Annotated in this window: 8 protein-coding genes; 5 read left to right on the forward strand and 3 right to left on the reverse strand. The window is 74.5% G+C overall.

The features are described from left to right. The 4 genes from J8M51_RS10230 to J8M51_RS10245 all read left to right on the forward strand — a co-directional run bounded on the left by J8M51_RS10230 (position 1) and on the right by J8M51_RS10245 (position 7783). Positions 1–2931 carry a DUF5682 family protein gene (locus J8M51_RS10230; protein WP_267299121.1) on the forward strand — a complete coding sequence of 977 codons (2931 nt, stop codon included), beginning with the start codon at positions 1–3 and terminating at the stop codon, positions 2929–2931. Next, a complete protein-coding gene (locus J8M51_RS10235; protein ID WP_267299122.1) occupies positions 2928–4157 on the forward strand; it encodes a VWA domain-containing protein in 1230 nt (409 codons plus the stop codon). Before J8M51_RS10230 ends, J8M51_RS10235 begins: the two co-directional genes overlap by 4 nt. Position 4158: 1 nt before the next feature. Beyond that, on the forward strand, positions 4159–6537 hold the full coding sequence (locus tag J8M51_RS10240) for a hypothetical protein (RefSeq protein ID WP_267299123.1): 2379 nt from the start codon (positions 4159–4161) through the stop codon (positions 6535–6537). A gap of 124 nt (positions 6538–6661) precedes the next feature. Beyond that, positions 6662–7783: an SGNH/GDSL hydrolase family protein gene (locus J8M51_RS10245; RefSeq protein ID WP_179203354.1), complete on the forward strand. Its 1122-nt coding sequence runs from the start codon at positions 6662–6664 to the stop codon at positions 7781–7783. 57 nt (positions 7784–7840) lie between these two features. On the opposite strand, the gene J8M51_RS10250 is transcribed toward J8M51_RS10245, so the two are convergent. The 3 genes from J8M51_RS10250 to J8M51_RS10260 form a co-directional block, all read right to left on the reverse strand. Next, positions 7841–8362, reverse strand: a complete 522-nt coding sequence (locus tag J8M51_RS10250) for a hypothetical protein (protein ID WP_086760913.1) — start codon at positions 8360–8362, stop codon at positions 7841–7843. 176 nt (positions 8363–8538) lie between these two features. After that, positions 8539–9744 carry an aminotransferase class V-fold PLP-dependent enzyme gene (locus J8M51_RS10255; RefSeq protein ID WP_086760911.1) on the reverse strand — a complete coding sequence of 402 codons (1206 nt, stop codon included), beginning with the start codon at positions 9742–9744 and terminating at the stop codon, positions 8539–8541. Positions 9745–9764: 20 nt separating this feature from the next. Beyond that, positions 9765–10448, reverse strand: a complete 684-nt coding sequence (locus J8M51_RS10260) for an expansin EXLX1 family cellulose-binding protein (RefSeq protein WP_179203353.1) — start codon at positions 10446–10448, stop codon at positions 9765–9767. A 374-nt stretch (positions 10449–10822) separates the two neighbouring features. Here J8M51_RS10260 and J8M51_RS10265 point away from each other — a divergent pair, with 374 nt between their 5' ends. Beyond that, positions 10823–12349 carry an acyl-CoA carboxylase subunit beta gene (locus J8M51_RS10265; protein WP_086760917.1) on the forward strand — a complete coding sequence of 509 codons (1527 nt, stop codon included), beginning with the start codon at positions 10823–10825 and terminating at the stop codon, positions 12347–12349. Positions 12350–12411 lie beyond the last annotated feature (62 nt).

Here is a 12411-nt window from a genome sequence, read left to right on the forward strand (position 1 = left end):
ATGCCCGCCGTGTTCCTGGGGGTGCGCCACCACTCCCCCGCCTGCGCCCGGCTGGTCGCCTCGACGATCGAGCGGCTGCGGCCGTCGTACGTCCTGGTCGAGGGCCCGTGCGACATGAACGACCGGCTGGACGAACTGCTCCTCGGACACGAGCTGCCGGTCGCGGTGTTCAGCCACTACCGGGACGGCGAGCGCGCCGCCACGTCCTGGACGCCGCTGTGCGACTACTCCCCGGAGTGGGTGGCCCTGCGGGCGGGGCGGGCGGCGGGCGCGGAGGTCCGGTTCATCGACCTGCCGGCCTGGCACCCGGCGTTCGCGGAACGCGTCAACCGGTACGCCGACGCCGAGGCCCGCTATGCCGAGGCGACGGCCCGGCTGTGCGCCCGCTTCGACGTCGACGGTGTGGACGCACTGTGGGACCGGCTCTTCGAGGTGGCCGACGACGCTGACCTGCGCGAGCGCCTCGACACCTACTTCGCCCTGGTCCGCGGCGACACCCGAGCCGACGACGGCGACCGCGCGCGTGAGGCGTACATGGCCTCCTGGGTCCGGGCGGCACTGTCCGCGCCCGGCGATCCCACGGTCCTGGTGGTCACCGGGGGCTTCCACCAGCCGGCCCTGCGGGGGCTGGTGGGGGCGGCGGGCATCGGGGGGACGGACGTCGAGGTGACGGACGTTCGGGGGCCCGGCGAGGGGGTGGTGGGCAACCGGGCGGGAAGCGTGGGCGCGGCGCGGGACCGGACGCCGGACGAGGGCACGGCGGACGGTTCACCGCCGCGTGGCGGGAGTGTGACGACAGAACCGTCGCGGCCAGGCGGCAGCCCGCCGGACGACCCGACACCCGGCAACTCGGCGCCGGGCGACCGGACTCCGGGCGGAACCACACCGGACGACCCGACGTCCGGCGGCCCGACACCGGACGACGCGACGCCGGACGGGCCGACTCCCGGCGGGAGGGTGACGACAGGACCGTCGCGGCCGGGCGACAGCACGCCGGACAACCCGACACCCGGCAACTCGGCACCCGGCGGCCCGACACCGGACGACACGACGCCGGACGGGCCGACTCCCGGCGGGAGCACGGCGGACGACGAGGGGCGGGACGACCGGGCCGTCGGCGCGGACGGGCCGGTGCTCGGCGCGGACGGGACGCCGGTGTGGCCCGGGGTGCCCGATGCGGTCGAGGGGGCGCTCAAGGGCAGTTTTCTTGTGCCGTACTCCTTCCGGCAGTTGGACTCGTTCGCCGGGTACGAGTCGGGGATGCCGTCGCCCGGGTACTACCAGCGGGTCTGGGACGAAGGGGTGAGGGCGGCGGCGGACGGGCTGGTCCGTGCGGTGGTCTCGCGGCTGCGGGCCCGCAACCACCCCGTGTCCACGGCCGATCTGATCGCGGCCCGCGCGCTCACCCAGGGCCTGACCGCGCTGCGCGACCACCCGCGCCCGGCCAGGACCGATGTCCTCGACGGGATGGCGGGCGCCCTGATCGGCGAGGATCTGGACCAGCCCCTGCCGTGGACGACGCGGGGAACGCTCACCGCCGGAGCCCATCCGGTGGTGGAGGAGATGATCGCGGCGAGCGGCGGCGACCGGGTGGGCACCCTGCACCCCGACACACCACGGCCACCGCTCGTCGCGGATGTCGCCGGGCGGCTCGCGGCCCTCGGGCTGACCGGCGACGGCCCGTTCACGCTCGACCTGACCCGCCCCGGCGACCTGGAGCGCAGCCGGGTGCTGCACCGGCTGAGGGTGCTCGGCGTTCCGGGACACGAACGCACCGAGGGCCCACGGGGCGGCGCCGACCCACGGTTCGACGAACGCTGGGAGACCCGCCCGGCGCCCGCGCGCGACGCGGCCCTGATCGAGGCGGGGGCGTACGGGGCGAGCCTGGACGAGGCGGCGGAGGCGGTGCTCACCGAGCGGGCGCGGGGTCTGACGGGCGTGCCCGGCGGGGCCACCGCGCGCCCCGGAGGTCCGGGGTCTGCCCCTGCGTCCCCTGCCGGGGTGGACCACGGTCCGGACGCGGACGGGCTCGCGCGCACACTGTTCGACGTCGTCCTGTGCGGTGTGGAGCGGCTGTCCGAACCGCTGCTGGGCGCGCTGGCAGGGCGGGTGCGGCGGTTGCGGGAGGCGGGTCCGTTGGGGGACGTGCTGGCCACGGCGCTCGGGCTGTGGCGGCACGACCGGGTCTTCGGGACGGCACGGAGCCCCTTGCTCGTATCGGTGCTGGACGGGGCGGTCGAGCGGCTGCTGTGGCTGTTCGAGGGAGCACACACGCCCGGGACCACGGCCCCCCGCCCGGCATCGGCGCCCCGGCCGGGTGCGCCGGGCGGGCCGGGCGTGGATCTCGCGCGGCTGGCCGCCGTGGCGGCGGTGCGCGACACGCTGTGGCACGCGTCCGGCGTGCTGTCCGTGACCCGCGAGACGGTCACCGCGGTCGCCTGCCGCGTCAGCGGCGACGACGCGGCCCCGCCCGACCTGCGCGGCGCGGCCTTCGGCCTCCACCGCTGTCTGACCGGGACGCACGACCCCGCCGCCGTGGGCGCCACGGTACGGGCGCTGCCCGGGGTCTCGGTGCTGGGCGACTGGCTGGCGGGGCTGTTCGCCGTGGCGCGCGACGAGTTGACGACGGACCAGGGGTCCGGGGGCGACGGGCCGAAACCCCTGATCGGGGTGGTGGACGGCATGATCGGGGCGATGTCCGACGAGGAGTTCCTGATCGGCCTGCCCGCCCTGCGCCAGGCCTTCGCCTTCTTCCCGCCCCGTGAGCGCGAACGGATCGCCGAGCGGCTGCTGGAGCGGCGCGGCGTCCGGGGATCGGCCCGCTCCCTGCTCCGCACCACCGCGGACCCCGTGCTCCTGGCCAGGGCCGCGGCCCTGGAGGACGACGTCAGCCGACAGCTCGACCGCTACGGACTCGGAACCGCCCCATGACCGACGACAACAACCGCGCCACGGACCGGAACAGCCGCGCGCCGGGCGGCGACGGCGGCTCCGCCGACCGGCGGACCACCGCCGCAGTCCCTGCTCCGGACCCCGTGCTGGAACGCTGGCGGCTCGTCCTCGGTGCCCCGGCCGAGCACCGCACGGGCCCGTTGGACGGGGAGGCAGCGGCCCGCGACGCCGCGCTGGACTGGCTCTACGGCCGGGACCCGGACCTCGCCGCACGCGGCGTGCGCGGCACGGAGCACCAGGAGCGTACGGCCGGACTGGGCCCGTCCGTCGTGACGGCCGTCGACTGGCTGGACGACATCCACCGGCTGTTCCCCAAGGAGACGATCGAGCGCCTGGAACGGGACGCGGTGGAGCAGTACGGCATCCAGGAGATCGTGACGGACCCCGCCGTGCTGGAGCGGGTCGAGCCCAGCGCGGCCCTGCTGCGTGCCGTGCTGCGCACCAGGCATCTGATGAACCCCGAGGTGCTGCGGCAGGCCCGGCGCATCGTGGAGAGCGTGGTGCGGCAGCTGATGGAACGGCTGAACCCGGAGATCCGTACGGCCTTCTCCGGCACCCGCTCGCGTCGGCCCAGCCAGCGGCCGGTGGCCCGGAACTTCGACTTCCGGACCACCGTGCGCGCCAACCTCGCGCACTACCAGCCCGCCGAGCGCCGCCTGCTCATCGAACGGCCGCACTTCCACTCCCGCACCCGGCGTCACATCGAGCAATGGCAACTGGTGCTGCTGGTCGACCAGTCCGGCTCGATGGCCGGGTCGGTCATCCACTCCGCCGTGACGGCGGCGTGTCTGTGGGGGCTGCCCGGGCTGAAGACCCATCTGCTGGCCTTCGACACCTCGGTCGTCGACCTGACGTCCGACGTGACCGATCCGGTGGAGCTGCTGATGCGGGTCCAGCTCGGCGGCGGCACGGACATCGCGCGGGCCGTGGACCACGGCGCGACCCTGATCGAGAACCCCCGGCGGTGCGTGTTCGTGGTGATCTCCGACTTCTTCGAGGGCGGCGACCCGTACCGGCTCGTACGAACGGTACGGGCGCTGGTGGAGCAGGGCGCCACCGTGCTGGGGCTGGCCGCGCTCGACGAGGAGGCGAACCCGAGCTACGACCGCGAGGTCGCCGGCCGGCTCGCGCGAGCCGGGGCGCAGGTGGGCGCGATGACACCGGGCGAGCTGGCGGCGTTCGTGGCGGAGAAGCTGGGAGGCTGACGTGACGACACCAGCGCGTGCCGATCTCCTGGCGCTCACCCCCGACGTTCTCGCGGCGATCGCCAACCGGGGGCTGGTGCGACGGGCGGCCAGGGAACTCGACGCCGGGGCGTTCCCGGAACTGTCCGTCACGCCGGACGGCGGTGTGGTGGCCCGTTTCGCGGACGGTGCCGAGGCCGTGATGCCCCCGGGGGCGTCCCTGGACGGCGGGGTCTGCGGTTGCGACGCGCCCGGGGTCTGCCGCCACCTGGTCGGACTGGTCCTCGCCCACCAGCGGGCGGCGGCCGTGGCACGGGCCGAGGCGAAGACCTCCGCGGTCGGTCCGGCCGAAGAGGGTCCACCCACGGTGACCGCGTCCGAGGCCGGCGTGTCCCACGTGGCCACGTCCGACGTCGGCGCGTCCGACCTGGCCGCGTCCGACGCGAGCGCGCTCGGCACCGATGCGCCCGACTGGTCGCCGGGGGACATGGACGACGAGGCGCTCGGGGCCGCCGTGGGCCCCCGGGCACTGACCGCCGCGCGGCGTATCGCGGAGCGCGGCGCCGCGGTCCGCGTCCATCGCCCCACACCGCGGCAACCGTATCCGTGGGTCGAACTGCCCACCTGCACCCTGCGTTTCCCCGTGCCGGGGCAGGCCGCCCACGCGCTGACGGACGCGGCCGACGCCTTGCGCGGGGAGATGCTGGCCCTCGCGGTGTGGGCGTTCCGCGCGGCCGACGCGACGGACCCCCGGGCGGACCTCGTCCTGGTGTCCCTCCGGGCCCCGGCCGCCGGGGGCGGCGCCCGTCCCGCACCGGCCGTCCGCCCCTCACTCGTCGCCCATCCCTCACCCGGCGCGTCCCCCGCACCGGACACCTCCCCCACCCCCGGCCGGCCCGAGGACCGAAGCGCCGGGACGCCCCGCCGCCGCCCCGTGTCACCCGCCCCACTGCGACAAGTGGTCGAGTTGGCCGACGAGTTGCTCCGGGAGGGAGTGGCCCACGCCGACGCGATGCAGACGGCCGCGTTGCGTACGGCGGGCCGGCGGCTCACCGCGGCCTCGTCGCACTGGCCGGCCGCGGCGGCGGTCGAACTGGCGGACCAGCTCGACGCCTACGCGGACCGCAGCGCGCTGCACCGGCCGGAGACGGCCGCGTCGCTCCTCGCCGAACTGCACGCCCGGCACCGGGCCGCCGGTCACCCCGAGGTGCTCGGCACCGGGGAGTCGGCGGAGACACCGCTGCGCCGGGTGCGGCTCACGGCGCTCGGCTGCCGGGTCTCCGGCAGCGCCGAACGCCCGGTGACCGAGGTGTACTTCGCGCACGCGGCGGCGGGAGTCGTCCTCGTCCTCCGCAAGGACCGGCCGGTGGCCGGGCGAGGGGGCGGGCCCCCGGCCCCGGGGTCGGCCGGCCCCACGGCCCCGCCTCCCACCGGCCACACCCTGGGGGCCGGACGCCTGGCGGGCACCACCCTGTCCGCGCTGGCCACGGGTAATTTGGTCAGCGAAAGCGCCCGCCGCACCCCCAGCCGACGGCTGGTCCTGGCCCGTGGGCGGCTGGCGGCCACCACCGTGTCACCGGTCGGCCGCTCCTGGTCAGGCCTTCCCGAGCCGCTGCTCGTCCGCGACGTCACGACACTCGCCGAGGCGGCCGACGCACGCCCGCCGCGTCTGATCCGGGCCCGGGTCGAGGCGGAGTCGGTACGGGTCGTCGAGGTGTCGGAGGTCCTGAAGGTGGGCTACGACCCGGCCGAGCAGGTTCTGAAGGCGACCGTCCGGGATGCCTCGGGACACCCCGTGCTGGTCCACGCACCGCACAATCCGCTGTGCCCGGCCGCCCTGGACGCGCTCGCGTCAGCCCTCGTCGAAGGCCAGGTCACCCATCTGAGCGGGGCCGTGCGCCACTCGGGCGGCCAGGTCCTCCTCACGCCGCTCGCCCTGCTCGGCCCGGGTGGCGTGCTCGTCCCCGACCTCGCCCCGCCGACGGTCCCGCCGCCCCTGCCGCTCGCCGACCGCACCCCGCCCGATCCGCTCTCGACGGCCGTCGACACGGCGCTGACCGCTCTCGCCGACGCCGCGCACCACGGGCTGCGCCATCTCCCGCGTTCGGCCGTCGACCGGCTCCGCGAGGCCGCCGACCGGCTGACCCGCACCGGTCTGTCCACCTCGGCGAACCTGCTGAGAAGGCTCCTCGACACACTCGACCACGACCACGCCTCTGCCCATGCCCATGCCCATGCCGTCGACCGTCACCACCCCCGTCATCACGACCGTCATCACGACCGTCCCCACGACCGTCCCCACGAGCGGCATCACGATCGGACGGCCACTGCGGTCTGGACCGACGCCTGCATACGTCTGCACGCCACGGCCGACCTCGGTCACCACGCCCCGAGGGGTTGACGGCGGCGCCCGCGGCGGTCACCGTCGATGACGCGCACCTCTTGGGAGCGCTCCCACCACTCCTGTGCCGCACCCCTGTGCCGCACCCCCTGTGCCGCACTCCTGTGTACCGAAGGGACGTCGTATGCACACGCCCAGCCGGTTATCCCGACGCACGGTGGTCGCCGCCGCTGCCGCGGGGCTCGTCACCACCGTCGTACCCCCCTCGCAGGCCGCCGAGGCACGGCCGGCCACCCGTTTCCACACGGTGGGCCGGGTCAGGAGGGCCGCCGACGGGACCGTCCGGTACAGCTGGCCCGGTGTCTCGTTCGAGGGGAGGTTCCACGGGACCGGGATCGGGGTGGTGCTCGACGACGCGGACAACGACTACGACGTCCAGGTCGACGGTACGACCGTGGCCACCCTCGTCACCCCGGGCCGGACCGTCTCCTGGATCGACGGCCTCGCCGACCGCGCGCACCGTGTGCGCGTGGTGAAGCGGACGGAGAGCCCGTGGGCGGCCGGGCGGTTCGGCGGCTTCGTCGCGGCGCCCGGCGGCGCGATCCTCCCGAGACCCCGGGCGCGGGAGAGGCAGATCGAGTTCATCGGCGACTCGTACACCGCCGGGTACGGCAATGTCTCCGGCACCCGGGACTGCTCGGCCATCGGCGGGGTCAACCGCAACAGCAACGCCGACCTCTCCTTCGGCGCGCTCACGGCCCGGCGGCTGGACGCCGACTGCCAGATCAACGCCTTCTCCGGCCGGGGCATGGTCCGCAACTACAACGGCGGCGAGCCCGGCACCGACTTCCGTACCTACTACGACCGGGCCCTGCTGAACGTCGAGGGCGATGTCTGGCGCCAGCCGGCCGGCTGGCGGCCGCGGGTCGTCGTGATCGGGCTCGGCATCAACGACTTCTCGACGCCCCTCAACCCCGGTGAGGCCTGGAGCACGACGGCCGAGCTGGTCGCCGCCTACGAGAGCGCCTACCACGGGTTCCTCGACAAGCTGCGCGCCCGGTACGGGCCGAGGACGTTCCTGGTGGTGTCCGCCGCCCGCCTGTGGAACACCACCGCGTTCGAGGAGGCCACCCGGCGGATCGTGGCGGAGCGGGTCGGGCGGGGCGACGGCCGGGTCAGCCACTGGTACTACGACGACCCCGGGCTCGACCACCTGGGCTGCGACTGGCATCCCTCGCTGCACGACCACCGGATCATCTCCGGACTGCTCGACACCCATCTCGCGGCACTTCCGCTGCGCTGGTAGGCGGGGCCTCGCCCCTTGATCCACTCGGGCCGGGCGCCCACGGCAGCGGCTTCCGGCTCAGGCCGAGAGGGCCCGGCCCGGCCCCAGCGCGTCGAGCAGTCCGGCTTCGTGCAGGGAGGAGACGGGGGCGAGGAGGTCGGGGTGGCGCAGGAGGGCGGCGGCCCGTCGGTCGCCTTCGTCCGGGGTGAGGAGGCGGCGGAAGGCGGCGGGGGAACCGGCCGTGTGCGGGGAGTCGTCGAGCGCGGCCACGGCGGTGCGGGCCAGCCCGGGATCGGCGAGCAGGCAGGCCGCCCAGCTGGCCACGACCTCGTCCACCCAGGTCCGCCAGGCGTACTCGTCCGGTGTCAGGTCCTCGTCGAAGCCGGTGATCCAGTCGAGCCGGATGGTGCCGCCCGGCCCCGCCATCCCGACGAGCGCGGCGTCCACCGGCGTCGGGTAGCGGAGCCAGGCGGCGACGGTGACCGCCTGCCGGGCCTGCGCCTCGCAGAGCGCGCCGTCCAGCGCACCGCCGCCCGCCGGAAAGGCGCGCGTCAGCCACTGGGTGGTCGCCGCTATGAGCGGGGAGAGATCTGCGAGCACACCGAGCCGTCCATGGGTACGGGGGGACGCGGCACAACGTAGTCGAGCGCCGCCGACCCGGAAATGGCCCAGGCCACGGACCTCACGTGGCCTGGGCCACACGTCGGTGCGGCGCCGGGGAAGGGGAAACGGCGTGGTGCGGTGGCGAGGTCAGGGCGCGGTGCGGGCGAGCGGGGTCAGTGTGCGGGGTGGGCGAGCGTGGCCAGGGCCTCGATCGCGCGGTCGAGTTCGGCCTCGGTGTTGTAGTAGTGCGGGGAGAGCCGGACCAGGGGGTGGACACCTCGGTGTTCGGTGTCGAACTGGGTGTGTTCGGGGACGGTGGTGGTGACGTTGATCCCCTGCCGGGCAAGGGCGGCGGCGACCTCGGTGGCGGGCAGGCCGTCGACGGCGGCGGTCACGACGGCGCAGCGGTGCTCGCCCAGGTCGTGGGTGGTGACGCCGGGCAGCGCGTCGAGCCGGTCGCGCAGATACGCGCCCAGGGCGACGGCCCGTTCGCCGATGCGGTCCAGGCCCAGGTCGAGGGCCTGGCGTACGGCCGCGTCGAGGCCGAGGACATTGGCGTAGCCGGACTCCCAGGTCTCGAAGCGGCGGGCACCGGGCTGCCAGGTGAAGCCGCGTCCGCCGTCCCAGGTCGCCGAGTGGATCTCGATGACGTGCGGCTCCAGCCAGGTCAGCGCCTCGGAGCGCACCCAGAGGAAGCCGGTGCCGCGCGGGCCGCGCAGGAACTTGCGGCCGGTGGAGGTGAGCATGTCGCAGCCGATGGCCTCGACGTCCACGGGGAACTGGCCCACGGACTGCGTGGCGTCGAGGAGGAACGGGACGCCGGCGGCGCGGGTGATCCGGCCGATCTCGGCCGCCGGGTTGATCAGGCCGCCGCTGGTGGGGATGTGGCTCACCCCGACCAGCCGGGTGCGCTCGTCGATGAGACCGGCGAGGGCCGTGGTGTCCAGTTGTCCGGATGCGTCGTCGGGGACGACCACGATCTCCGCGCCGGTGCGCGCGGCGACCTGGAGATAGGCGAGGACGTTGCTGCCGTACTCGGCGCGGCCGGTGAGGATGCGGTCGCCCGGCTTGAAGGTGAGCGCGTAGAACGCGGCGTTCCAGGCGTGGGTGGAGTTGTCGAACAGGGCGATCTCGTCGGGCCGTCCGCCGACGAGGCGGGCGAGGCCGGTGTAGGTGGCGTCGATCCGGTCGCGTTCCCGGGCGGCCGCCTCGTAGCCGCCGATGGTGGCTTCGAGTTCCAGGTGGGAGGTGACGGCGTCCAGGGTCCGGCGGGAGAGCAGGCCCGCTCCGGCGTTGTTGAGGTGCACACGGTGGGCGGTGCCGGGGGTGTCCCGGCGCAGGGCCTCGATGTCCAGGTCGGTGTCCAGGTCGGTGTCCATGCCCTCACTCTTCCCATGTGTCAGCGTCGGGTGAACTGGGCGCGGCCCGGCTGGTCGGTGTTCGGGTTGAGGGTGATGCCGGTGTCGGTGAGGGTCTGCCCGTGGATGTCGGTGACGCGGAGGTCGGAGCCGCAGCCGGTGCCGTCCGCCGAGACGAAGTAGTTGTATTCCTGGCGGGGCAGTGGGCGCCAGGTCGAGCCGGTGCGGACCTCCAGGCGTGCGACGGGGTTGCGGTGGTTGCGGACCTGGATGCCGCACCACCACTGGGTGGACCCCTCCTTGTAGCGGTAGGAGACCGGGCCGGCGATGTCAGGGCTGACCAGCGTCCAGGTGATCGGCACCCGTCCGGCCACGGGGTCGGCGATCCGGGCGAAGGCCTGCCGGCCGAGGTCGACGTCGCCGGGGGCGCACTCCGGGCAGCGGTCGACGATCCGTACGGTCAGTTCGCCCCGTGGGCCCTTGACCCGGATGAAGGCGCCGCACATACGGGAGCCCTCGTAGTCGGTGTGGTTCAGGGCCGCGACGGCGATGTCGGTGGTGGCGTCGTAGAGACAGTTCCCGGCGCCGGTCGCTCCGTAGAAGGTGCCCTCGCCGGAGTAGGTGACGCCGGGCTGGACGCCGGCGAACGCCGGTGACGGGGCCATGGTCAGGAGGGCCGTGGCGGTGACGGTGACGGTGGCGAGGAGGGTGGGTCGGCGGCGCATGTCGATGCCTTTCGAGGACGGTGGGGCGTGCTCGGGCGCCGAGATCCTGGCATCGTTGAAAGCTCAAGTGAAGCGTCATTACGGCCATCCGTCCGGAACGCTCCGGTCGCAGCGGGCCCTTGTCACCCAAGGAGCAACCCCGGCCTCCCGGGACTCAACTCCCGCACAGAGAGAGCCGATCGCGCCGGTCCGCCCCTCCTTCGCTGCCATATTCGAAAGCCACTTCGGAGGTGGCTGTGACGCTAGAGGTGACGACATCCCGGGCGCGGCAGGTGGCGGAGCGTACGACGAACCGGGCGCCCGTGCCCGAGCCGGTTCGCGAGGAACCTGCCGACCGGACCACGGACCGACCCGGTGACCGGACCCCGGACCGCATCGGTGACCGGACCGCCGACCGTATCGCCGAGTTGGAGGGCCGCCGGACGCGGGCGGTCGCGACCGGCGGGCCCCGGCGCCGTGGCGAGTACGGCGCCCGGGAGCGGATCGATCTGCTGCTGGACGCGGGCTCGTTCACGGAGACGGGCCTGTTCGTGCGGGCCCGGCCCACCGGGGACACCGCCCGGCGCCCGTACGGCGACGGCGTGGTCACCGGGCACGGCACGGTCGACGGCCGTCAGGTCTGTGTCTTCGCGCAGGACTCCACGGTGTTCGGCGGCAGCATGGGCGAGGCCTTCGGCGAGAAGACGATCGCGCTGATGGACCTCGCCCTGAAGACGGGCTGCCCGGTCGTCGGGCTCAACGACGGCGGTGGCGCCCGCATCCAGGAGGGCGTCGCCTCGCTCGCCCTCTACGCCGAGCTGGTGCGCCGCAATGTGCGGGCGTCGGGGGTGATCCCGCAGATCTCGGTGGTCCTGGGCCCCTGCGCGGGCGGGGCCGCGTACTCCCCGGCCATCACCGACTTCACCGTGATGGTGGACGGCGCCTCGCACATGTTCGTCACCGGCCCCGATGTCATCGAGACGGTCACCGGGGAGCGCACCAGCGCCGAGGAGCTGGGCGGCGCCCGCACCAGCAACACCGTCAACGGCAACGCCCACTTCCTCGCCGCCGACGAGGTGGACGCCCTCGACACCGTACGCGACCTGCTGTCGTACCTCCCCGCCAACAACCTGGAGCGGGCCCCGCGTTACACACCCGGGGCCGCGCCCGCGGGGCGGTGCCTGGACTCGGTGGTGCCGGACCGGCTCGGGCAGGTCTACGACATGCGGGACGTGCTGCGCGCGGTGGTCGACGACGGTGAACTGCTGGAGGTGCAGGAGCTGTTCGCGCCGAACATCATCTGCGCGTTCGCGCTGGTCGAGGGCGCCTCCGTCGGGGTCGTCGCCAACCAGCCGCTGCACGCCGCCGGGGTGCTCGACATCGACGCCTCCGAGAAGGCGGCGCGGTTCGTGCGGTTCTGCGACGCGTTCGGCATTCCGCTGCTGACCTTCGCCGACGTCCCCGGCTATCTCTCCGGCGTCCGCCAGGAGCAGGCCGGCATCATCCGGCGCGGCGCGAAACTCCTGTACGCGTACGCCGAGGCGACCGTTCCCAAGGTCACGGTGGTGGTGCGCAAGGCGTACGGCGGCGGCTACGCGGTGATGGGCTCCAAGCATCTCGGCGCCGACATCAATCTGGCCTGGCCCACCGCCCGGATCGCCGTCATGGGCGCCGAGGGCGCGGTGGGGGTCCTGCACCGCCGGGAACTCGCCGCCGCGGCCGACCCCGAGGCGCTGCGGGCCAGTCTCGTCACCGCGTACGAGGGGACCCACGGCACCCCGTATCTCGCGGCGGAGCGCGGCTATGTCGACGCCGTCGTCGCCCCGCGCGACACCCGCGCCCACCTCTGCCGTGCCCTGCGCGCCCTGCGCGGCAAGCGCGCCCCGATGCCGGAACGCCGCCACGGCAACATCCCCCTCTGACCGGGCCCGCCACAGCTGTCACCGCTCTGCCCGCAAGCCGTCCCCCGCGACGTGAGGAGCCA

Source organism: Streptomyces griseiscabiei (genome assembly GCF_020010925.1).
GTDB lineage: Bacteria > Actinomycetota > Actinomycetes > Streptomycetales > Streptomycetaceae > Streptomyces > Streptomyces griseiscabiei.

Coding starts and splice junctions, on each gene's coding strand:
- J8M51_RS10260 (WP_179203353.1), bottom strand. CDS start 10,448: ATGCGCCGCCGACCCACCCTCCTCGCCACCGTCACCGTCACCGCCACG.
- J8M51_RS10230 (WP_267299121.1), top strand. CDS start 1: ATGCCCGCCGTGTTCCTGGGGGTGCGCCACCACTCCCCCGCCTGCGCC.
- J8M51_RS10255 (WP_086760911.1), bottom strand. CDS start 9,744: ATGGACACCGACCTGGACACCGACCTGGACATCGAGGCCCTGCGCCGG.
- J8M51_RS10245 (WP_179203354.1), top strand. CDS start 6,662: ATGCACACGCCCAGCCGGTTATCCCGACGCACGGTGGTCGCCGCCGCT.
- J8M51_RS10235 (WP_267299122.1), top strand. CDS start 2,928: ATGACCGACGACAACAACCGCGCCACGGACCGGAACAGCCGCGCGCCG.